The organism is Streptomyces davaonensis JCM 4913 (assembly GCF_000349325.1).
Lineage (GTDB): Bacteria > Actinomycetota > Actinomycetes > Streptomycetales > Streptomycetaceae > Streptomyces > Streptomyces davaonensis.
Genome location: NC_020504.1, coordinates 1,794,284 through 1,817,633 on the forward strand (window position 1 = coordinate 1,794,284; position 23,350 = coordinate 1,817,633).

The 23,350-nt window shown below is 68.5% G+C and carries 18 protein-coding genes; 11 read left to right on the forward strand and 7 right to left on the reverse strand.

The window, feature by feature from the left end; genetic code table 11:
- Positions 1-327: 327 nt before the first annotated feature.
- From BN159_RS07965 to BN159_RS08015, 11 genes are all read left to right on the forward strand, one after another.
- Entirely contained in the window at positions 328-1,692 is a 1,365-nt protein-coding gene (locus tag BN159_RS07965; protein WP_015656418.1) for an ABC transporter substrate-binding protein, read from the forward strand.
- Positions 1,689-2,615 carry a carbohydrate ABC transporter permease gene (locus BN159_RS07970; RefSeq protein ID WP_015656419.1) on the forward strand — a complete coding sequence of 309 codons (927 nt, stop codon included), beginning with the start codon at positions 1,689-1,691 and terminating at the stop codon, positions 2,613-2,615. The genes BN159_RS07965 and BN159_RS07970 overlap by 4 nt, the downstream gene beginning before the upstream one ends.
- Before the next feature lie 97 nt (positions 2,616-2,712).
- The gene (locus BN159_RS07975) at positions 2,713-3,567 is read left to right on the forward strand and encodes a carbohydrate ABC transporter permease (protein ID WP_041818951.1); all 855 of its coding nucleotides are present in this window, start codon (positions 2,713-2,715) and stop codon (positions 3,565-3,567) included.
- A gap of 101 nt (positions 3,568-3,668) precedes the next feature.
- On the forward strand, positions 3,669-5,684 hold the full coding sequence (locus tag BN159_RS07980) for a hypothetical protein (RefSeq protein WP_015656421.1): 2,016 nt from the start codon (positions 3,669-3,671) through the stop codon (positions 5,682-5,684).
- Positions 5,681-6,028 (forward strand): L-rhamnose mutarotase, encoded by a 348-nt coding sequence (locus tag BN159_RS07985; protein WP_015656422.1) that lies wholly within the window; start codon positions 5,681-5,683, stop codon positions 6,026-6,028. The genes BN159_RS07980 and BN159_RS07985 overlap by 4 nt, the downstream gene beginning before the upstream one ends.
- A gap of 47 nt (positions 6,029-6,075) precedes the next feature.
- Positions 6,076-6,960 (forward strand): amidohydrolase family protein, encoded by an 885-nt coding sequence (locus BN159_RS07990; RefSeq protein ID WP_015656423.1) that lies wholly within the window; start codon positions 6,076-6,078, stop codon positions 6,958-6,960.
- Between the two features lie 55 nt (positions 6,961-7,015).
- On the forward strand, positions 7,016-8,071 hold the full coding sequence (locus tag BN159_RS07995) for a zinc-dependent alcohol dehydrogenase (RefSeq protein WP_015656424.1): 1,056 nt from the start codon (positions 7,016-7,018) through the stop codon (positions 8,069-8,071).
- Positions 8,068-8,829: an SDR family oxidoreductase gene (locus BN159_RS08000; protein ID WP_015656425.1), complete on the forward strand. Its 762-nt coding sequence runs from the start codon at positions 8,068-8,070 to the stop codon at positions 8,827-8,829. The genes BN159_RS07995 and BN159_RS08000 overlap by 4 nt, the downstream gene beginning before the upstream one ends.
- Entirely contained in the window at positions 8,826-9,887 is a 1,062-nt protein-coding gene (locus BN159_RS08005; RefSeq protein WP_015656426.1) for an aldo/keto reductase, read from the forward strand. Before BN159_RS08000 ends, BN159_RS08005 begins: the two co-directional genes overlap by 4 nt.
- Positions 9,888-10,028: 141 nt before the next feature.
- On the forward strand, positions 10,029-13,139 hold the full coding sequence (locus tag BN159_RS08010) for an RICIN domain-containing protein (protein WP_015656427.1): 3,111 nt from the start codon (positions 10,029-10,031) through the stop codon (positions 13,137-13,139).
- A 443-nt stretch (positions 13,140-13,582) separates the two neighbouring features.
- Positions 13,583-14,677: a lipocalin-like domain-containing protein gene (locus tag BN159_RS08015; protein ID WP_015656428.1), complete on the forward strand. Its 1,095-nt coding sequence runs from the start codon at positions 13,583-13,585 to the stop codon at positions 14,675-14,677.
- A gap of 346 nt (positions 14,678-15,023) precedes the next feature.
- Here BN159_RS08015 and BN159_RS08020 read toward each other — a convergent pair whose 3' ends face one another.
- The 7 genes from BN159_RS08020 to BN159_RS08050 form a co-directional block, all read right to left on the reverse strand.
- Complete coding sequence (locus BN159_RS08020) at positions 15,024-16,295, reverse strand: XdhC family protein (protein WP_015656429.1); 1,272 nt, start codon at positions 16,293-16,295, stop codon at positions 15,024-15,026.
- Between the two features lie 60 nt (positions 16,296-16,355).
- Positions 16,356-18,566: a xanthine dehydrogenase family protein molybdopterin-binding subunit gene (locus tag BN159_RS08025; RefSeq protein ID WP_015656430.1), complete on the reverse strand. Its 2,211-nt coding sequence runs from the start codon at positions 18,564-18,566 to the stop codon at positions 16,356-16,358.
- The gene (locus BN159_RS08030) at positions 18,563-19,540 is read right to left on the reverse strand and encodes an FAD binding domain-containing protein (RefSeq protein WP_015656431.1); all 978 of its coding nucleotides are present in this window, start codon (positions 19,538-19,540) and stop codon (positions 18,563-18,565) included. Before BN159_RS08030 ends, BN159_RS08025 begins: the two co-directional genes overlap by 4 nt.
- Positions 19,540-20,142 (reverse strand): (2Fe-2S)-binding protein, encoded by a 603-nt coding sequence (locus BN159_RS08035; RefSeq protein WP_015656432.1) that lies wholly within the window; start codon positions 20,140-20,142, stop codon positions 19,540-19,542. The genes BN159_RS08030 and BN159_RS08035 overlap by 1 nt, the downstream gene beginning before the upstream one ends.
- 104 nt (positions 20,143-20,246) lie before the next feature.
- Complete coding sequence (locus tag BN159_RS08040) at positions 20,247-21,002, reverse strand: SDR family oxidoreductase (protein WP_015656433.1); 756 nt, start codon at positions 21,000-21,002, stop codon at positions 20,247-20,249.
- Between the two features lie 96 nt (positions 21,003-21,098).
- A complete protein-coding gene (locus BN159_RS08045) occupies positions 21,099-21,941 on the reverse strand; it encodes a helix-turn-helix transcriptional regulator (protein ID WP_015656434.1) in 843 nt (280 codons plus the stop codon).
- Positions 21,942-22,108: 167 nt separating this feature from the next.
- Positions 22,109-23,053: an SDR family oxidoreductase gene (locus BN159_RS08050; protein WP_015656435.1), complete on the reverse strand. Its 945-nt coding sequence runs from the start codon at positions 23,051-23,053 to the stop codon at positions 22,109-22,111.
- Positions 23,054-23,350: the final 297 nt, after the last annotated feature.

Here is a 23,350-nt window from a genome sequence, read left to right on the forward strand (position 1 = left end):
ACTGTGGAGCCGTCGGCATCGTAGCTCAGGCTCGCAATGAGTCGTACTCATTTCACGAAAGATCCGCTGGCATGAGCGTGGAACTCCCAAGGCGCTAAGGGAACTTAAAGGGCAATACGCCGCACTCCCCTGCCACCATCACTACACCTCCCGGAAATAGGGCGCGCATAGACCCTTGACGAGTCCCTGGATAAGGCGGCTAATTTCTTCCACGCCGCTAGCAGCACAGCCGACCGCCCTGCCGACGTCCGTCCGGGACCTCGACGTCGACCCATCCAGGCGCCACCCCGGCCCGCTCGGGGCACCCGCAGACCCAGTGGAGTCACGATGACCCTCAAGAAGCCTTCGCCCAGCCCGAGAAGCACAGTCAGCAGGAAGCATGCCGCGGTGTCCGCAGGTTGCGCTGCACTGGTGCTGACCCTGGCCGCCTGCAGCGGCGCCACCGGCGGGACGACCAACAAAGACGGCTTTGCGCAAGTCGCCCAGAAGGACGGTGAGTTGACCGTCTGGGTGGATGCGACCCGCATGGACGCCGCGAAGCTGTACCAGAAGCAGCACCCGGACGTGAAGCTGAAGATCGTCAGCTACGACGGTGACGCCAACGGTTCGAACTACCTGCAGACCAAGGTCCAGTTGTTCAACCGCACCAAGAAGGGCTGGCCGGACGTCGTCTTCAGCTCCCAGAACAACGAGGCGAGCTGGGCGGTCGACGCGGGCTTCGCCGCGCCGCTGAACAAGGGTCTGATCCCGGACGCGACCCTCGGCAAGTTCGCCAAGGGCGCCAACGACGTCTGCACGGTCGACGGGACCCTGTACTGCCTGCGCAACGACCTCTCCCAGACGGTGCTCTGGTACAACGCCCCGCTGCTGAAGAAGTTCGGCTACACCGTCCCCGCGACCTGGGAGGAATACCAGGCACTCGGTGAGAAGGTCGCCAAGGAACACCCCGGCTACCTCGTCGGCGACGCGGGCGACTCCTTCACCCCCGAGATCTACCTGTGGGCAAGCAAGTGCGGCGCCAACCACATCACCGGCCCCAAGGCCGTGTCCGTGAACACCACCAGCGAGGCCTGCACCAAGATGGCCAAACTGCTTGACGTTCTGATCAAGAACAAGTCGATGTCCATCAGCGGGGTCTTCAGCACCGACTTCGCCAAGAAGTACAAGAAGGCCGACAAGATCCTCCTCATGCCCGGGCCGGCCTGGTACGGCGGCGCGGTCTTCCAGAGCGGACTCAAGACGCCGGCCCAGCAGATCGCGGTGGCGCCCATGCCGCAGTGGCAGGGCGAGACCGCACCGTCCACCGGCAACGTCGGCGGCGGCACCTGGCTGGTGTCCCAGCATTCCGCGCACCTCAAGGCGGCCACCGACTTCCTGGCATGGGTCACCACCGATAACGCCTACCAGGGCGAGAAGGCCCCCGGCTTCCCGGCGTACGCGCCCGCCGCCGAGAACTGGCTCAAGGCGCAGGCCGACTCCGGGTACTACGCCAGTGACCTCAAGGCCCTTACAGACGCCTCCTCGCAGGTGTGGTCCGGCTGGGGCTCGGGCAAGTTCAGCCAGGAAGCGATCTGGGCCGCCACCGTCAAGCCCGGCCTCACCCAGGGCAAGACGATCGAATCCATGTTGCCCGCCTGGCAGGACTCGATCATCAAGTACGCCCAGTCCAACGGCTACAAGGTCGCGCAGTGACCGCTGCGACCCATTCCGCGTCCCCTTCGTCCCGCTCTGCCCGGCGGCGCTCTCGTGGCACCGCCCGGCAGAGCCGGGCCGGCGTCGCCTTCGTCGCCGGCTATGTGCTCCTGCTGATCGCCTTCGGCATCCTGCCGACCGGCTACGCCATCTACTTCGCCTTCACCAACGCGGGCGGCGCGTTCACCGGCCTGTCCAACTTCATCGACACGGCGCAGGACTTCCGCTTCATGGACGCCGTAGGCCATGTGGCGCTGTACCTCTTGTTCTGGCTGCTGTCCCTCGTGGTGTTCGTGGTGGCCCTCGCCCTGCTGCTGCACCGCCTGTCGTCGGGCACGCTCAGCAAGTCCCTGCGGTTCCTCTACTACATCCCCGGTGCACTCGCCGGCGCGGCGAGCGTCCTGGTATGGCTGTTCATGCTCGATCCGACGGTCAGCCCGGTCAATTCGCTGCTGGGCGCGCTGGGTTTCGACACCTTCGGCGAGGTGATCGCCCCCGGCCATCTGCCGCTTCTGTTCACGATCATCGCGTTCTGGACCGGCGCGGGCGGCTGGATCGTGGTCATGTACGGCGCGCTCAACAACATCCCCACGGATGTGATGGAAGCCGCGCGCATCGATGGGGCAAGCAGCTGGCAGACCGCCTGGCACGTGCAGATCCCGATGCTCCGCAAGTGGATCGTGTACATGGTGATCCTGGCGTTCGCGGGCGGCACCCAGCTCTTCGTCGAGCCGCAGTTGCTGTCCCTGGCGAGTGTGGGGGTGGCGGGCCGCGACTACGCGCTGAACCAGCTGACGTACAGCTTCGCCTTCGAGCTGAACAACATCAACGGTGCCGCCGCGGTCTCGGTGGAGCTGCTCGTCGTCAGCCTGTCGGCCGCCGCCGTCTTCGTCACACGATCGAGGTTCTTCGATGCCGACTAAGTCGCCCGCCGCACCACTTACGAATCGGGAACCAGGCGTCGTGGACCCACCGCGTCCACAGGCCCACACGGCCCGGCGCCTTCGTCCCCCGCGTCGTGTGGTGCCCCGTCTCCTGGCCGGCGCCCTGCTCGCCGTCTTCCTGGTGTTCTTCGTCCTGCCCGTGCTGTGGCTCCTGCTCGCGGCCACCAAGACGGACCAGCAACTCGTCCACGACAGTCCGCTGTCCTTCGGCTCCTGGCACGCCCTCAAGGCCAACTGGCACGCCCTGACCGCGTTCCAGGACAACGCCGTGATGCAGTGGCTGGGCAACTCCACGCTCTACGCGGTCATTTCGCTGGTCATCACCCTGTGCGTGGCCATCCCTGCGGGCTACGCCCTGGCCATGACCGAGTTCCGCGGCCGGCACACCCTGCTCGTCGCGACGCTGGTCGTGATGCTCATGCCGACCGCCACCCTGGTCGTGCCGCTGTTCCTGGAACTCAACGCGGTGCAGCTGATCGGCACCATGTGGTCGATCATCCTGCCGTACGCCTTCTACCCGTTCGGCGTGTATCTGACGTACATCTACTTCACCACCGCCGTGCCGAAGGACCTGCTGGCCGCGGCTCGCATCGACGGCTGCTCGGAGCTCGGCGTCTTCCGGCACATCGCACTGCCGCTGGCGACCCCGGTCATCGCGCTCGTGGGCTTCTTCAGCTTCGTCGCCAACTGGACCAACTACTTCCTGCCGTACGTGATGCTCCCCGAGTCCGATCAGATGCCGATCCAGGTCGGCGTCGGAAGCCTGCTCAGCAACGTGCCGTCCTTCAATCCGACCGTCGGCGAGCTGGCGATCGAGCGCCCCCAGCTGGCACTGGCCACCCTGCTCGCCATCACACCGGTGCTGATCGTCTTCCTGTTCGCCCAGCGCTTCCTGGTCAGCGGCATGCTCGCCGGGGCCACCAAGGAGTAGGCCCGACCTCCCGGTCGCCCCGTGCTGACGCCCCGATCGGCGACCGTCGCCCGGCCGTCGCCGCCGGCGCGCACCCGTACCCCTGAACGGAGATTTCCGCCATGCCCTTCGACTTTCCAGAACCCGCCTCAGGTGCGGACACCACGGCCTCGGGCAGGCCGGCCCCGCCCCCGGCGATCGAGGCGAATGTCCCCCTGCTCGAAGTACCGGGCTGGGCGGTGGCCCAGCGGTCCTTGTTCGACCTCCTGGATCACGCCTGGCGCCGCTTCGCCCGCGACTTCACCGGCCCGGACGGACGCCTGAACTACACCGGGCCGCTGACCACCCGCGACGGTGTGGACGACTTCTACGAGGTGTTCTTCAACTGGCCCCAGCTCTACCTTCTCGGCGGTGCCGACGACCTGCTGCCCGCCAGCGAGAAGCACTGGGAGGGCGTGACGCGTCAGCTCACCGAACTGGACATGCTGCGCGACGAGTACGAGCGCGGATACGACTGGTTCCACCAGGGTGAGAGCCTGCTGCTGCTGTTCTTCCTGTGCATGGCCGACCCGGAGCGCTGGTCGGAACGCGCCGTGCGCTTCGCGGAGTTGTACGTCGACCCGGCCAAGGGCAACTACGATCCCGCCCGCCGCATCATCACCCGCGCGCACAACGGGAGCGACCCCGATCGCACGGGCCTGTTCGACGGCGACGTCTACCCCTGGCTCCAGAAGGAGGCCGACACCTACGGGTACCCGCTCGAGTGGATACCCGAGGCGCAGGACGGCCCGTTCCCGCTCTCCTCGGACCCCCGTCTCGGCGCGCAGATGCGCGACCGGATGGGCGCCGGAGACACCGCGCTCAACCTCGGCGCCACCGGTCTGGTCCTCAACGCCTGGATCCTGACCGGCGAGACGCGCTACCGCGACTGGATCGTCGAGTACGTCGGCTCGTGGCGGGAGCGCACGCAGGAGAACGACGGTGTCATCCCCGACAACGTCAGCCCGGACGGAGTCGTCGGCGGCCTCCTCGAAGGCCGCTGGTACGGCGGCCACTACGGCTGGTCCTGGCCCCACGGCTGGCACAGCATCGGAACAGCTGCCTGCGTGGCCGCGCTCGCGGCGGCGACGGTCACCGGGGACGACGACTACCTCTCCATGGTCCGCACCACACTCGACTCGCTCATCGCCCGCGGCAAGGTGATGCCCCATACCGAGGCAGACTCCAGCCTCCCCGCGAAGTGGGCGGTCGAACTCGGCCCTGACGCCGACACCCCCACGCTGCACGTGCCGTTCCGGTACAACGATACCGGCTGGTTCGACTACAACCCGACCACCCCGCCCGTACCGGTGGCCCTGTGGCACCACTCGGCTTCGGACGCCGACCGCAAGCGTCTTGAGGACCTGCGCGAGGCCGAGGCGATCGACTGGCGCACCCTGCGGCCGTTCCGCGCCAAGGAGGAGTCCGGCCACGAGAAGGCCTGGTTCGCCTTCCTCGCCGGCGACGACCCCGGCTACCCCGAGCGCATCCTCGCCACCGCCCAGGCCCAGATCCGGCACCGCCTGCGCCGCATCGACCGCTACCGCGACCTGGACGTGCCCGAGGCGGACATCCACGTCTGGCAGCAGTCGAACCCCGTGGTCACCGAGGCTCTCGTCCAGCTGACCTGGGGCGGCCCCCAGGTGCTCTACAACGGCGGTCTGCAGCAGGCCCGGCTGCGCTACCACGACGCCGACGCCCGCCGCGCCGGCCTGCCGCCGGACGTGGCAGCGCTCGTCATGTCCATCGACCCCGAGCGGACCACCGTCGAGCTGGTCAACCTCGCTCCCGAGACAGACCGCACGGTGATCGTCCAGGCCGGCGCCTTCGCCGAGCACACCATCACCGCCGTCCGGTACACCACCTGCCAGGACGACGGCTGGATCGGCGACATGTACGACTACGGCCACACCGAGCCCGTCGCCACCGAGGAAGAACTGTCCTGCGACAGCCCCTTCCTGACCGTCCAGCTGCCCGCGTCCACCCGGATCAAGCTCGTCCTGCGACTGGACCTGCGCGCCAACACCCCCAGCTACCGCACCCCGTTCGACACCGCGGCAGGCGAACCCGCCCCCGGCGCGGAAGGGAGCACGGCGTGAAGCGCATCGCCCAGACCATCAGGCTCCGGCCCGAACACCGGGAGAGGTATCTCGAACTGCACTCCGCCGTCTGGCCCGGGGTGGAGGCGGCCCTGCACCGGGCGAACGTCCGCAACTTCGGCATCTTCCTCCACGGCGACGTGCTGTTCGGCTACCTCGAGTACCACGGCGACGACTTCGAGGCTGACATGGCTGTCCTCGAAGCCGACCCCGAGACGCAGGAGTGGTGGAAGCTGACCGACCCGTGCCAGGAGCCCTGGCCCGACCGGGGCGAGGCCCGCCAGTGGTTGGAGATGACCGAGATCTGGCATCTCGGCCCGCCCGGCGAGGACGTCACCGTCTGACCCCGACCGCGCCGGACCGCGCCGGACCGACCCGACTTGGAACCGCCATGACCGACGCCCCCGCCCCCGTCCTCATCGACGCGCACCACCATCTGTGGGACCTCGACCAGCGTGCGCAGCCCTGGCTCGACGACCCCGACCTGACATCGATCCGCCACACCTTCACCCCCGACGACCTGCGCTCCACCGCGACCCGCCCCGTCGCGGGCCGTCACCTCCACGGCACGGTGGCCGTGCAGTGCGTGCCGGAGGTGCCCGAGACCGAGGACCTGCTCGCCCTCGCGCAGCGGGAGCCGCTGATCGAGGCGGTGGTCGGCTGGGCGGACCTCACGTCGCCCGCGATCGGCGACACGCTCGACCGACTGCTCGCCGCACCGGGCGGCACCTGTCTGCGTTCCCTGCGCCACCTCGTGCAGGGCGAGACGGATCCGGCCTGGCTGCAACGCCCCGATGTCGAACGGGGGTTGGCGGCGGCGAGGGACCGCGGGCTCTCCTACGACGTCCTGGTCCGCAGCCACCAGCTCGACCAGGCGATCCGGCTGGCCGAACGCTTCCCCGACCTGCCCCAGGTGCTGAACCACGCGGGCAAGCCGGACATTGCCGGGGGCGAACTCGACGAGTGGCGTAAGCAGGTGCGACGGCTGGCGGCGTACGAGCACGTGATCTGCAAACTGTCGGGCCTCATCACCGAGGCCGACCACGGCAGTTGGACCACGTCCGACATCCGCCCGGTCTGGGACGAGCTGCTCACCTCCTTCGGCCCGGACCGACTGATGTTCGGCTCCGACTGGCCGGTCGCCAACCTCGCGGGCGGCTGGGACCGCTGGGCCGCGACCGTGGACGACCTGCTCACCGACTGCGCGCCGAGCGAGATCCACGCGGTCCTCGCCGGCACCGCGACCGCCTTCTACCGCCTGCCCGTCCACCACTGACGTACGACGCCCGTGCGCGGAGGACTCCCGTGCGCGCAGGACTTTGGAGTACACGATGACACTCGCAGTCCGCTATCTCGCCGCCCGCACCCTGGACACCGCTCCCGCACGCAGTGTGAAGCCGGGCCCCGGCGAGGTGGAGATAGCCCCCGCCTACGTCGGTATCTGCGGCACCGACCTGCACATCTTCCACGGCGACATGGACGCCCGGGTCGCCGTGCCCGCCGTCCTGGGACACGAGATGTCCGGCCGGATCCTCCGGGTCGGTCCAGGCGTGCAGGACTGGGCGCCCGGCGACCCGGTCACCGTGATGCCGCTGCGCTGGGACGACAGCTGCCCCGCCTGCCGGGCCGGCCACCAACACATCTGCCAGCACCTCGACTTCATCGGCATCGACTCCCCCGGCGCGATGCAGCAGCGCTGGACCGTACCCGCCTCCACCCTGATCCGCCTGCCGGAGTCACTTCCGCTGGACCGGGCGGCGCTCGTGGAGCCCACTGCGGTGGCCGTCCACGACGTCGGCCGGGCGCAGGTTGCCGGGGGCGAGAAGGTCGTGGTCGTCGGCGGCGGGCCGGTCGGCGTGCTGATCGCACTGGTCGCGCGGGCCACCGGCGCCGACGTACGGGTGGCCGAGCTGAGCGCTCACCGACGGTTGCTGGCCGAGGAGTTGGGGCTGACCACCTGGGACCCGGCCGCCGACGACATCGGCGCCCTGGTCGGCGCGTGGACCGGCGACGCGGGCGCCGACGTCGCGTTCGAGGTGTCCGGTGCGGCTGGCGGTGTGGACACCGCAGTGGACGTCCTCGGCGTGCGGGGGCGGCTGTGCCTGGTCGCCATCCACCCCCGGCCCCGCGAGGTGAACCTGCACCGCTTCTTCTGGCGTGAACTCACCCTCGTCGGCGCCCGGTTGTACGACCGCTCCGACTTCGAGCGCGCGGTCGCCCTGGTCGCCGACGGCACGATCCCCGCGGACCGGCTGATCAGCAAGGTGGTGCCGCTCACCGAGGCACCCGCCGCGTTCGAGGCCCTGGAAGGCGGCGGCGACGTAATGAAGATCCTCCTCGACTGCACCGACACCTCCCCCGACCACGACTACGGAGCCAGCGCATGACCCTCTTCGACCTCACCGGCAAGCTCGCCGTCGTCACCGGAGCCCGCCGCGGTATCGGCCGGGCCATGGCCCGCGCCCTCGCCGAAGCCGGCGCCGACATCATCGGCGTCAGCGCGAACCTGGAGGAATCCGGCAGCGACGTCGAGAAGGACGTCACCACCACAGGCCGCACCTTCGAAGCCATCCGCACCGACTTCGCCGACCCCGAGACGGTACGGGCCCTCGGCGCCGACCTCGCCGGACGCGAGCGACCGGTGGACATCCTGGTCAACAACGCCGGCACCATCCGCCGCACCCCGGCCGCCGAACACACGGACGCGGACTGGGCGTTGGTGCTCCAGGTCAACCTGAACGCCCAATTCGCCCTCACCCGCGCCGTCGGCACGACGATGGTGGCCCGCGGCCAGGGCAAGGTCATCTTCACCGCGTCGCTGCTCAGCTTCCAAGGTGGCATCACCGTCCCCGGCTACACCGCCGCCAAACACGGCATCACCGGACTCACCAAGGCCCTCGCCAACGAATGGGCACCCCACGGCGTCAACGTCAACGCCCTCGCCCCCGGCTACATCGCCACCGACAACACCCAAGCCCTCCAAGACGACCCCATCCGCAGCAACGCCATCCTCGACCGCATCCCCGCCGCACGCTGGGGCAACGCAGACGACCTCGCCGGAGCCACCGTCTTCCTCGCCTCCGACGCCGCCGCCTACATCCACGGCACCACCCTGCCCGTCGACGGCGGATGGCTCGGCCGATGAGCGACGACCCCGACTCCATACCGGCCCACGTCGACGTCCGCGTCCACGCGGAGGACGTCATACGACGCCGGACGGTCGCCCGCACGTCCGTCGAGCTCACCGCCCTCGGATTCGGCGCGGCGGTGATCGGCAACCTGTACCGCGCCACCTCGGCGGCCGACGCGTCGGCCGCCGTGGACGAGGCCTGGGACGCGGGCATCCGGTACTTCGACACCGCGCCGCACTACGGCCTCGGGCTCTCCGAACAGCGCCTCGGGGCAGCCCTGCGCCCGCGCCCCCGTACCGAGTACGTCATCTCCTCCAAGGTGGGCCGTCTCCTGGTCCCCAACGAGCGTCCCCAGGGCGTCGACAGCGAGGGCTTCGCCGTCCGGGACGATCTGCGCCGGCAGTGGGACTTCAGCCGGGACGGCGTGCTCCGTTCCATTGACGACTCCCTGCGCCGCACCGGCCTCGACCGGCTCGACATCGTCTACGTACACGACCCCGACGACCACTGGCGGCAGGCCGCCGAGGAGGCCATGCCCGCCCTGGCAGAGCTGCGCGACCAGGGGGTGATCGGTGCGATCGGCGCCGGCATGAACCAGTCGGCCATGCTCGCCCGTTTCCTGCGCGAGACGCCGGCCGACGTGGTCATGCTCGCCGGGCGCTACACCCTCCTCGACCAGTCGGCCTTGGACGACGTCCTGCCCGCGGCGCAGGAGCACGGCAAGAGCGTGGTGGCTGTCGGTGTCTTCAACTCCGGGCTGCTCTCGCGTCCGTGGCCCGCCGACGGCATGAAGTACGACTACCAGGACGCCTCACCGGAACTGGTCGCCCGCGCACGGACGATCGCGCGCGTCTGCGAGGAGCACGGCACCAGCCTTCCCACCGCCGCCATCGCCTTCCCCGGCACGCATCCCAGCACCGTCAACGTCACGCTGGGCATGCGTGACCGCGCCCAGGTGGCGCAGAACGTGGCACTCCACCAAAGCGCCGTACCCGAGGCGCTCTGGGACGACCTCCGCGACCGGGGACTGATCCGGCAGGACGTCCCCACCGCCGCCGGTGGTGTCCCCTGATGTCGCGGCGGGGCACGCGCGAAACACATGGCCCTGCCGCCGCTGAAAGGTCTACCTGTCCGCGCAAGCGCACCGACAACACAACCGGAGCCGCCTTATGCACAGCTTCATACCTGTCATGCCCTGGATGAGGAGCAGCCGATGAGACGTGTCCCCTCCGCCGTCCGCACCGTGTCCATAGCGGTCGCGCTGGCGCTGTCCGCCGTACTGCTTACGTCCCTGACGCTGCCGGCCTCGGCCTCAGCCGCACCGCAGGCGACGTACTACGTCGCGCCGAACGGCAACGACGCCAACGCCGGCACGATCACCGCCCCGTTCAAGACCCTGCAGCATGCGCGGGACGTCGTGCGCACGATCAACAAGGACATGACCGGAGACATCACCGTCTATCTCCGCGGTGGCACCTACCCGGTGACGGACACCATCGAGTTCACGTCTTCCGACTCCGGAACGAACGGCCACCGTGTCGTGTATGCCGCCTACCCGGGCGAGAAGCCGGTGTTGAGCGGCGGCACCCGAGTGTCCGGCTGGTCTCAGCACAGCGGCAACATCTGGAAGGCCCCCCTCAACCGCGACAGCAAGCTCCGCGCGCTCTACGTCAACGGCAAGCGCGCCAAGATGGCCTCGAAGACGGTCACCTCGGCCGGCTGCTACGGCACCTACACCGTCACGGCCGGCCAGGCGCCCTGGGCCTGGGAGTCGGGTTCGCAGTGCGACGGAGCCAAGTACGGCCTGTCCGACCTGCCCGCCGTCGCGTCCAACCAGGACGACGTCGAGATCAAGTCGGCGACGACCTGGACCACGGCCATCGTGGGGGTGCGCCAGATCACGACCACCTCGGACGGCGCCCAGCGCGCGGCCCTGTTCCAGCAGCCGGGTGCGGCCATCGCCCAGGCACCGCCGTACGGCCCGTTCAAAGCGGACGGCACCCACACCTTCATGAACGCGTACGAATTCCTGGACCAGCCAGGGGAGTTCTACTTCGACAAGGCCAAGCACACGGTTTACTACTACAAGACCGACTCCGAGAACCTGACCTCGGCGCAGGTCGTCGCGCCGAACGGCGTGCCCACTCTGATCAAGATCGCCGGTAGGTCCACCACCGACCACGCGCGCAACATCACGCTCTCCGGGCTGACCGTGGAGCACTCCGACTGGAACCTCGTCAATGTCGCCGGATCGGTCGTCCGGCAGGGCACCCAGGGCAACTCCAGCTCGACCGTGTATGCGAGGAAGAACTTCCACGCGTACTCCTACCGCAATGTCGACCTGCCGCCGGGGATCATCGAGATCGAGAACGCCGACTCCATCGCCTTGCGGGGCAACACCGTGCAGCACACCGGCGCGGACGGGATCCACCTGGTCAACGACGTGCGCGACACGGAGGTGACCGGCAACACCACGAACGACATCGCCGGCTCCGCCATCACCGTGAGTCATCCCCAGCACGTCTACATCGGGGACTACACCGCGACCAATCACGAGAAGTACCCGGTGGACGTCGAGGGGGTCTGCAAGAACATCTCGATCGCGAACAACTACCTGTACGACAGCGGGGTGTTGTTCGAGGCATCCAGCCCCGTCTCCGCGTACTTCCCCGAGTCCCTGTCGGTGCGGCACAACCGGATCGAGAAGTCGCCGTGGGCGGGCATCACGCTCGGCTGGGGATGGTGGAACTTCGACGGTTCGGAGAAGTCGATCAATCCCGGGAACCCGACCACCACGGCGAAGAACAACACCATCAGCCACAACCAGATCGTCGACACGATGCAGGTCCTGGGCGACTCCGCCCCCATCTACACCCTGGGCAGCCAGCCGGGCACCGTGATCAGCGACAACTACATCCAGGGCGTGCCGTCCGGTCACAAGTACGGCCTGCACCCCGATGAGGGCTCCGCGTTCATCACCTACCGCGACAACGTGCTCGACGTCGACCCGAAGGTGGCCTACGCCATCAACTCCGGTACCTGGGGACGCCAGCACGACCTGTCCATGACCAACACCTACGGCACGGTCAACACGATTGCCAACAAGAACGTCCCGAACAGCACCATCGAGGACATGCGCGCCTACCCGGACACCGTATGGCCGTCCCCGGCGTACGCCATCGCCGTGAACTCCGGCCCCGAGAGCGCCTACAAGGACCTCGTCCCGCAGAACCGAACAGCGCTCCAGGACTACGCCCTGCCCGCGAGCACGTTCACCGGCAAGGGAACGTCGTCCGTCCCCGTGCGCGCCCTTGGTGACGCGAGCAGGACGCTGTGGCTGGCTCCCGCGGGTACGACGCAGTTCGCGGTCGGCCCCACCATGACCAAGGCCGCCGGCACCGCCACGTCCATCGCTGTTCCGCCCACGGCCGGCGACTACCGCCTGTATGTCGTGGACGCCGAGGGCAAGGCCTCCGCCGCGTCGAAGGCGCTCGTACGGCAGCGCTGGATCTCCGTGGACGACAAGGACTCCCGTCTGACCTACTCCTCCGGCTGGTCGAACTGGAATGACACCCGGGACTTCAACGGGTCCGAGCGCTATACGAACAAGGCGGGCGACTACGTCCAGTACGCGTTCACCGGCACCGGCATTCGGTATCTCAGCATGACGCAGCCCAACATGGGCAAGGTCGACGTCTACCTCGACGGCGCCCTGGCACAGGCGGGCATCGACGCGTACGCGTCATCGGTGACCAAGCAGGTGCCGCTGTTCGAGAAGACAGATCTGTCCGCGGGTGCCCATACGATCAAGGTGGTCTGCACCGGCACCAAGAACGCCGCCTCCTCCAACACGGTTTGCGCACTGGACGCGTTCGCCTCCATCGCCTTCCCCGCGCCGAGCGCGTTCTACAAGATCCTCAACGCGCACAGCGGCAAGGCGGCCGATGTCTCGGGCGGCTCGACCACCGCCGGGGCGAACGTCATCCAGTGGAACGACATCGGAGCGTCGAACCAGCTGTGGCGGTGGGTCGCGGTGGGTGACGGCAGCTACGAGATCGTGAACCAGAAGAGCAGCCACCTCCTCGACGTCACCGACGCCTCCACCGCGGACGGCGCAACCGTCGTCCAGCAGCCCGACACCAACGCGGACAGCCAGCGCTGGACGCCGGTGGCCGCAGGAAACGGCACCTACAAGCTCAAGAACGTACACAGCGGCAAGCTGCTCGCGGTGTCCGGTGCGTCGACGTCGGCGGGCGCCCGGCTCGTCCAGACCACAGACACCGGCTCCGACGATCAGCTGTGGCGGGTGATGAGTTTGGGCTGACGCCGAGCGCGATCAGCACGACGGGCCACCGGTGCGGGCGGACGCATCCGTACAGCGCCCTGCGCGTCTCGCGGGCGCGCAGGGCGCTGTACGCGTCGCCTCGGAAGCGGATGCGGTGTTCATTGGGTTCCTTGTCCGTTCGGTGAGGGCGAGTTCACCGCCTGGCGGGCGGCGCTTGGCGGTGGTGACCCAGTCGCCCGCCCCGATGCAGGCCATGTCCGCGAGGATCGGAACGCTGATGGGGCTCCTTGAATGTGGTTCTGTCCGCGGCGGGCGTGGCCCGCGATTTGCGCAATTGGGGCATGCGTCGCATGCTGGCAGTAAGAAAATATCCGATCGGAAATTAATTGCTTTGGCGAGAGGTTCAGGCCGAAGCGATCGGCGAGCCCCGGACAGCTGGCGCCCGCCGCCCGGTCGGCGCCACACCGAGAGGGAGAACGACCATGTCCCGCAACCACGTCGCCACCAGCGCAGCCCGCATGGCTGGAACGCCGGAGGACTACGCCCGCTTCGGAATCGAGGAGCAGGCGATCAAGCCGTGGGAGGACGGATTGCGCACCGACGGCTCAACGGGCACCTACGAGTGGTGGTACTTCGATGCACACCTGGACGACGGCGCCAAGCTGGTCGTGGTCTTTTTGACCAAGGAGTTCAGCAACATCGACAGGCCCCTGACTCCGGCCATCCGGATCAACCTGACACTGCCCGACGGGACCCAGGAAGACCGTCTCGTCGACTTCACCCCGGATACCTTCACCGCCTCGGCCGAGGGCTGCGATGTGAGGATCGGCGAGAACGTTTTCGCGGGCGACCTGCACATCTACACCATCCGCGGCAATGTGGAAGGGGTCTCCTTCGACATCACCCTGACCGGCCAGGTTCCCGCCTGGCGCCCGCAGACAGGGCACTTCGTGTTCGGAGAGCAGGGCGAGGAGTACTTCGCCTGGCTGCCGTCGGTGCCACAGGGGCACGTGGAGGCGACCTACGGCGTCAACGGCCGCACCAGCACGACCACGGGCGTCGGCTATCACGACCACAACTGGGGCAACGCCCCGATGCTCAAGCTCATGCACCACTGGTACTGGGCCCGCGGCGCGGCCGGCCCCTACTCCGTGATCGCCTCGCACATCACCGCAGAGAGGGCCTACGGCGACGCCGAGCTGCCCATCTTCATGCTGGCCCGTGACGGCAAACTGGTCGCGGACGACAGCAGCAAGATCACCTTCGAGGAGCTGGGCCGTTACACCGACTCCGTCACCGGCAAGCCCGTCGGCAATGTCACCCGCTACACCTACACCGACGGCGATGAGCGCTACATCGTCACCTGGACCCGCCACACCGACATCGCCGCGACGAGGATGGCGGACGAAATCAAGGGCCCCAAGAAGGTGGCGGCCAAGCTGGCCGGGTTCGACGGCGCCTACCTGCGCTTCACCGGAGAGATGCGCATCGAGCGCTACCAGGGCGAGAAGCGCGTCGAGGACTACACCGACGAGGCCCTGTGGGAGCTCATGTACTTCGGCAAGGCGCGCACCTGACTCTTCAGGCCTTCGATCCCCAGCTGCACTAATCCGAGAGGTTGGGGACGCGGCCGGCGGTGCGGTAGCCCTATGTGCAGCCATTCCGGGAATGCGTCGCGCGACGTTGCGTCGGCCAGTGTGCTGAGCCTGGCAGTAACGGAGAGCGAAATGTCTGCAGGCCGCATCGACGTCCTACGAGACCGCGCTCGCCGGGAGCCGCAACTCCCTGCTGCCGACCCTCGAAGTGACCGGCCCGGACCACATTCTGTTCGGCACCGACTGGCCGGCCGCGCCGGAGACAACCTCACGTCCTTCGAAGGGCTCACCAGCGAACAGCTCCGCGGCGTCGAACACGGCAACGCCCTCACCCTCTTCCCACGCTTCGCCCGATCGATCTGCCGTCAACAGCAGCGAAATGGACGGCAGTTCGACCAGGGCCGTAGACGGCAACGAGCGCCGGATGGGCATCGAACGGCCGATCCGGCAAGCCCCCGTCCATCGGCGCACCTTGGGCTTTCTGCGGCCCGGGGTGCGGGTGGATGGCGCTGCCGGCCCTCAGCGGGGTCCCGCTGCCGTCGTGGGCGACCGCGATGATCTCTGCGGCAATGGCCACGGCGGTCTCCTGCGGGGTGCGTCCCCCGAGCTGGAGGCCGATCGGGGCGCGCAGCCGGGAGAGTTCCGCCTCGTTCAGGCCGGCGGCGCGAAGGCGTTCGAGCCGGTCCTGGGTGGCGTTGGCGGAGCCCATGGCACCGACGTAGGCGACCGGCAGCCGCAGGGCGCGCTCCAGCAGCGGCAGGTCGAACTTCGGGTCATGGGTCAGCGCACAGATGACGTCGCGGTGGGTGAGCGACTGCTTTTCCAGGTAGCGGTGCGGCCAGTCCACGACGACGTGGTCGGCGTAGGGGAAGCGCTCTTTGGTGGTGAACACCGCGCGGGCGTCGCACACCGTCACCTGGAATCCGAGGAAGGAGCCCAGCTGGGACAGGGCGCCGGCATAGTCGACGGCACCGAAGATCAGCATGCGCGGGGGCGGGGCAGACGACTCTGCCCACACAGTGACTGGCTCGCCGCAGGGCTCTCCTTCCGGCTGGATGTCGATCAGCGTCGATGTGCCCGCGCAGAGCGCGGATGCGGCGGCGGTCGCCAGAGCGGCGTCCCACGCCGCGTCCCCGGTGCCACCGCTGTGCAGGCCGTCGGCGTGCACCGCCAGGCGGCGCCCGATCAGGCGGGCCGGGCCTCGTACCACGGTGGCCAGGGCTGCGGCCGCGCCGGCCGCGGCCGCAGCGACCACGGCAGCGGCCTCCGGCTCGGCCGAGGGGTCGATCCGGCGGATAAGGATGTCGATGCTGCCGCCGCAGGTGAGGCCGGCGGCGAAGGCGTCGTCGTCGCTGTAGCCGAAGCGATGGAACTCGATGTGGTGTGGTCCGCCTGTTTCGATGGCTTCGCGACAGGCCTCATAGACAGCACCTTCCACGCAGCCGCCGGAGACACTTCCCCGCACGGCGCCGGTGGCGTCGACGACCAAGGAGGCGCCCGGCTGACGCGGAGCGCTGCCGTGGACGTCCGCCACGGTCGCCACGGCGAAGGGCCGCTGCTGCTCGCACAACGGCACCAGGCTGGTGGCAAGTTCAAACACCAGGACACACCTCCCAAGCGGCAACGTGGCGGGGCTTCTTGAGGTCTTGAGGTCTTTGGATCAGACAAGGAGCTTGTCGAGCGTGATGGGCAGGTCGCGGATCCTGATGCCGGTGGCGTTGTAGACGGCGTTGCCGATGGCGGCGGCCGAGCCCACGGTGCCGAGTTCTCCGACGCCCCGGGCCCCGAACGGGCTGTAGACGGTGTCGGGGTGGTCGAGCCAGTGGACGTCGAGGTCGGGGATGTCGGCGTTGACGGGAACCAGGTATTCGCCCAGATTGCCGGCGGCCAGCCGACCGCTGGCTTCCATCGGGTTGGTCTCGAGCAGGGCGTGTCCGATGCCGAAGATGATGCCTCCGACGAGCTGGCTGCGGGTGGTCTTGGCGTTCACGACCCGTCCGACATCGACCACGGTGGTGAAGCGGGAGACGCGTGGTTCGCCGGTGAAGCGGTTGACGCGTACTTCGCAAAAGTGCGCGCCGAAGCTGTGAAAGGCGTGCTCGCCGTCGCCGGTGCGGCCTTCGGCGTTGCCGACGGCTTCGGCTCCGGAAGTGCGGGTCAGTGTCAGGAGTGCGGAGAAGCTGATGGCGTCGCTGCCGTCGGCGCGCAGATAGCCGTTGCGGTAGAGGACCTCGTCCGCCTGCCGGCCGTGCAACGGCGAATCCGGGTGTGTGATCGCCGTGTTGACCAGGGCTTGGATCGCGGCCTGGGCTGCGGCGCGTATGGCCGGGGCCAGGCTGCCGGTGGCGGCCGATCCGACTGCGGGCGCACCGTTGGGCAGGGCGGAATCGCCGAGCTCCGCCTTGATGCGGCGCATGGGCAGTTGGAGCGCGTCGGCGGCCAGCATGGCCACTGCGGTGGTGGCGCCGGTGCCCAGGTCGGAGGTGGAGGTGGCGACGGTGACGGTGCCGTCGTCGTGGAAGCGGATGCGGGCGCCGGCGGGGTGGCGCCCGGCGGGGTAGATGGCGGTGGCCATGCCGGTGCCGACCAGCCACTGCCCTTCGGTCCGGCCTCGGGGGCGTGCGCGGCGCTTGGACCAGCCGAATCTTTCGGCGCCTACCTCGTAGCACTCCCGCAGGTGCTTGCTCGACCATGGACGTGTGGTGCCGGGCACGGCGGTTGCGTAGTTCCGCAGCCGCAGTTGGAGGGGGTCCATGTCCAGGGAGACGGCGAGCTCGTCCATGGCCGTCTCCAACGCGAAGGCGCCGGGTGCTTCGTTGGGGGCGCGCATCGCCCAGGTCGGGGGCACGTCGAGCGGGACCAGGCGCTGGTCCACGGCGAGGTTGGGCGTCTTGTACAGGACCGCGGAGACGTCCTGGGCGGGCAGCATGGGCCAGCCGCCCACGGCCGGCATCACCGCGTCGCTCTCGTGGCTGACAGCGTTCAGAACTCCGTCAGCAGACGCTCCGAGTGTGACGGTCTGCGTGATCGCGCCGCGGTGGCCGACTGCGGTGAAGACCTGCTCTCGGGTGAGCACCAGTTTGACGGGTCGATCGAGTTCGCGGGCTGCCGCGGCGGCCAGTGCGGCTTCGCTCCAGGACACCACCCGGCTGCCGAATCCGCCTCCGACGTAGGGGCACACCACCCGCACGCGGGCGGGTTCGATGCCGAGCTGGACGGCCAGCGACATGGCGTGGACGGGCGGCATCTGCGACCCGGTATAGGCGGTCAACCGGCCGTCTCGCCACACGGCGACGGTGGCATGCGGTTCCATGGCCACGTGGTGCTGGGCGCCTTGGGTGAACGTGGCCTCAACGGTCGCCGTGCTGGCGGACAGTGCGGTCTTCAGGGAGTCGACACCGGCGGCCAGCACGGTCGACCGGGCCGGGGACGCGCCCTGTCTGGTCGGTGGGTTGGCGCCCGGCATGCCTGCAGGAAGGGAGACGTTGGGCGTGTCGCTGTCATAGCGGGCCACGACGAGTGCCGCCCCGTCACGGGCCTGTTCGAAGCTGTCGGCGAGAACCAGCGCAATGATTTGTCCGTGGTAGCGGACCCGGCGATCCTGCAAGGCCGCGAAGTTCTCCCCGAACCCTTGTGGCGGGGGATTCAGCCGGAGGGGGTCGAAGGGCGAGTACACGGCGACGACGCCCGGTGCGCGCCGGGCTGCGGCGGTGTCCAGCTCCCGGAGGGTGCCGCGGCCGATCGTGCTCAGGACGACATAGCCGTACGCCATGTTCGCCAGGGTGTGGTCGGCGGAGTACTGGGCTTGGCCGGTGACCTTCGCAGGGCCGTCGATCCGGGCGGTTTCGCTGCCGATCAGCTCGCCGCTCATCGGGTGCCTCCTACCGTGATCAGGGCACGTATCAGGGTGCGACGGAGAAGTTCGACCTTGAACTCGTTGTGTTCCAGGGGCTGTGCCCCCTGCGTGGACTGGTCCGCGGCCGCTTCATACGTGGTCTCGCCGGCGGGTCGTCCGACCAGCGCGCGTTCCACCGCGGGCAGACGCCACGGCCTGGTTCCCACTCCCCCGACGGCAACCTTGGCCTCGCGGATGGTGCGGTGGTGGATCTGCAGGGCCACTGCGGCCGAGGTGAGGGCGAATTCGTAGGACTGCCGGTCGCGGATTTTCAGGTAGCCGGACCGGGTGTCCTTCGACGGCGGCGGCACCGTGATCGCGGTGATCAACTCGCGAGGCTGCAGGTGGTGTTCGAGATGAGGAGTGTCACCGGGCAGCCGGTAGAAGTCCTCAAGTGCTGTCGTGCGGTGCCCTTTCGGACCGTAGATGTGGAGCCGTGCGTCGAGAGCCACCAGGGCCACCGCGACGTCGCTGGGATGGGTGGCCACACAGGAAGTGCTCGTACCGAGGACGGCGTGCCCCCGGTTCTCACCGTTCAGTGCGGGGCAGCCGCTGCCCGGTTCTCGCTTGTTGCAGGGCATCGCGGTGTCGCGGAAGTAGCCGCACCTAGTGCGCTGTAGGAGGTTGCCGCCCATGCTCGCCATGTTCCGCAGCTGCTGTGAGGCGCTGAGCTCCAAGGCCTGGGCAACGGCGGGATAGTGCCGGCGTACGAGGGGGTGATCTGCGACGTCACTCATCCGTTCCAGCGCGCCCAGGTACAGGCCGTCTTGACCGTAGGTGATGCCCTTGAGCGGGAGAAGGTTGATGTCCAGGACGCGCTCGGGCGTCATGACCTCGAGCTTCATCAAGTCAACGAGCGTGGTGCCGCCGGCCACGTACCGGGTGCTGCCGGTGGCGCGACCCACGGCGGCCTGCAGGCTGCGGGGCGCGGCGAAAGCGAAGGGACGCATCAGCGCATCTCCTTCTTCGCGTCCTTGATCGCTGCTCTGATGCCGGGGTAGGCGCTGCAGCGGCAGACGTTGCCCGACATGTACTCACGGATGGCGTCATCGGTGCCGGCGTGCCCTTCGTCGACGAGGGCGACGGCGGACATGATCTGCCCGGGGGTGCAGAAGCCGCACTGGAAGCCGTCGTGGTCGATGAAGGCCTGCTGCATCGGGTGGAGTTCGCCCTCGCGCGCAAGGCCCTCGATCGTGGTGATCTGCTGGCCGTCGAGCATGGCCGTCAGCGTCAGGCAGGCCACCACCCGGCGTCCGTCGACATGCACGGTGCACGCACCGCACTGGCCGCGGTCGCAGCCCTTCTTCGTGCCGGTCAGGTCAAGCCGTTCGCGCAGGGTGTCGAGGAGCGTGGCGCGCGGGTCCACCCTCAGGTGCTGCGGGCGGCCGTTGACCGTCAGGCGCACGTCGACCAGTTCGTGTGCCTCAGCCGGTTCGGCGGCGGCGAACTCGGGTGCTATCACGGCGCCCGCGACTGCGGCTCCGGTCCCGCCGATGAACGTGCGGCGGGACGGCCCTGGGATGCGGCGCCTCTTGCGGGATCCAGAGGGCATCTGTGTTCTCCGTAACTCACTCGGGCTCCTGCCGCGCAGAAGCAGTGAATGGCCGTCCTGGTACGCGTGCCGATCTTCGGTGCGTGTCACGTCGTGGGGCGGTTCTACTGCTGCGCGCCGCCGCTGATCAGCAAGTTCTGGCCGCTGACCCAGTGGGCGAGGGGGCCGGCGAAGTACTCGGCTGCGTCCGCTACGTCCTCGGCCCGTCCGAACCGTCCATCGATCGGGCGCATGCCCTTGGCCACCTCGCGCAGCGGACTGTCTTCCGGCACATGCGTGAAGACACCGGCACCCTCGATCGCGGTGGGGATGATGGAGTTGACCGTGATGCCGCGGTTGCCGACTTCCTGGGCCAGCACCTGGGCGGCGTAGCGGGGGGCCATCTTGCTGGAGCCGTACAGGCCGACGCCGGACATGGCGAGTTGGCCGGTGCTGGATCCGATGTAGATGATCCGGCCCTTGTCCTCGACGTACTTGGCGGCCTTTTGCAGGGTGAAGAAGGCGCCTTTGGTGTTGATGGCGAAGAGGCGGTCGAACTGCTCCTCCGTCACGTCGGCGATGGCTTGGTCGACGATTTCCACGCCGGCATTGGCGACGACGATGTCGATCTTCCCGAACTCTGTGAGGGCCTGCTGGAAGAGGTCTTCGAGGGCGGTGAGGTCGGAGACGTCCGCCTGCACGGCGATGGCCTGGGCTTTGAGGTTGCGGATGTCTTGGACGGTGTCCTGCGCGGCGTCTTTGTTGCCGGCGTAGTTGACCACGACGTTGGCGCCGAGGGCGGCGTAGCGAAGGGCGATGGCTCTGCCGATGCCGCGGGCCGAACCGGTGACGAGGGCGACTTTGCCGCTCAGATCAGTCATGGGGATCACCAAACATTCTTCATGTGCTGTGGGGGGGTGAGGGTGGCGTTGATGCGGCCCGGCGCTCATTCAGGCGTCCGGGTCGGTGGGTTTGGCTCAGCGCAGCGCCTGCGGTCCGATGACGGACAGCAGCTGCAGCTTCTCGTAGCTCTCGGTGCCGGGAATGGCGGTGTAGACGAGCAGCAGATGCGATTGCTGGGGGTCGAGCAGCGTCTGGCAGGTCAACTCCATGGCGCCGAGCTCGGGGTGGATGAAGTGCTTGACCTCGTGGGGGCGGATTCCGACCTCATGGTCGTCCCACACCTGGCGGAACTCTTCGCTGTGCGCCAGGAGCAGGTCCGCCAGGTGTGCCGCCCGCGAGCCGGGACCTCGCTGAGTAACGACTGCGCGCAGGCCCGAGGCGAACAGGCGGCTGAGGAAGGGGTGTTCGTCGGGTGCGTAGAGCCGGCGGGTGGCGGGGTCGGTGAACCAGCGATAGCCGAGGCTGCGGGCCGGTCCGCTGTAGCCGGTCAGATCACCGGTGAGTGCCACGCCGAGCGGGGTCTGCCGCAGCGTCTCGCCGAGCTCGGTGACGATTTCCGCGGGGGTGTCGTGCAGCCGGTCGAGGATGCGCAGCAGGCCGGGGCTGATGTGTTCGCTGACCGTGCCGCGTAGGGGTGGGTTGTGGCCGGCGAGCCTGAAGAGGTGGTCGCGCTCGTCGAGGGAAAGGTGAAGCCCTTGTGCGATGGAGGCGATCATCTGCTCGGACGGGCGGGGTCCGCGCTCCCGCTCGAGCCGCGCGTAGTAGTCGGTCGACATGTTGCACAGGGAGGAGACTTCTTCTCGCCGCAGTCCGCTCGTTCTGCGGCGCTGGCCGCGTGGCAGACCGACGTCTTCGGGTTGCAGCGCTTCTCGGCGGCGTCGGAGGAACTCCGCCAGTCCCGTTCGGTCGATCGTCATGCTCGCCTCCTTCCGTGCTGCTTCACTTCTATCGCCCGTGTATGCGCGTATCCACGGCCTGTTGATCCCCCCTTACGACACGCGTCGTAGCGGGGCACCATCGACGGGTTTTCCGCGCGGGGCGGAGCGGCACTGCCGACGGGCCCTGTGCGGGCCGCCAGGCCGTGTCAGCTGTCGGGGAAGCGCACCTTGGTCAGCTCCTCTGAGACCTGCCACATGCGTGCGGCATCGTCGGTGCTGCGCAGCGGACGGAACAGCGTCTGCTGCGCCGGGGCGCCGCCGACTTTGCCGGGTCCCTTCGGCCCGTAGAACAACTCGCCCCGGGCATCCGGCGAGGTGGCGGCGTACAGGGCGGGAAGCATCGCGGTCTGCGGGGTGCCGAAGAGGATGCCGCGCCGGGAGAACGCTTTGATCACGCGGTAGCCCAGGGTTTCGCTGCTGCGTCCGACCTCCGGGCGGGCGGCGAGCAGGCTCGTCGGCGCCACACCGGGGTGCGAGATGTTGCTGGTGATGCCCCAGCCGAAGGCGTTGCTGCGCCGGTTCAGTTCGAGACCGAACAGCCCGAAGGCGATCTTCGACTGCCGGTAGGCCTTCATCCCGTCGTAGGAGCGTTCCCAGTTCAGGTCGTCCCAGTTGATGGTGCCGCTACGCGCCGCAATGCTGCTCTGCGAGGTCACCCGCGCACCGCCGGCCCGCAGCAGGGGCAACAGGTGTGCGACGAGGGCGAAGTGGCCGAGGTGGTTGGTGCCGAACTGCAGCTCGAACCCGTCGGCGGTCGTCTGCCGGTCGGGCGGGGTCATGACACCGGCGTTGTTGATGAGAATGTGGATCGGCAGCCCCTCATTTGTCAGGGTCTTGCCGAGCGCAGCGACCGAACTCAGCGACGAGAGGTCGAGTTCGCGCAGCGACACGTTCGCGGCGGGTGTCACCGTGCGGATCTTCGCGATGGCTGCCTCCCCCTTGCGCTGATTGCGGACGGGCATGACGACTTCGGCGCCCGCGGCAGCCAGTCGCGACGCCATCTCGACCCCCATGCCGTCACTTGCGCCGGTGACGACGGCGCGCCGTCCGGACAGGTCGGGGACCGTGATGTCGATGGGCCTGCGTGGCATGTTCACTCCTGGAAGCTGTGTCGTTGACTCCACCGTCGCAAAGAACGGCGGTCGTATTCAGGGCCGCCCGATCCACTGATCGGCAAGCCCAGGATCCGGCCGGAGGATGAGGCAAAAGCGGATGGGCGCCCTGTCACCGGCGAGCCGGTCCGGTGCTGGGCGAAAAGGCGCCGGAGGGGGCTTCGGCCTGCCGACCAGCACTTAAATGACCGATCGTGTATTTTCTTACTCGGCTAGATTGCGCCCTTTGGGCCTTTTATGCAAATGGGCGCGACCAGCGTCGTTCACGGGAGGGAG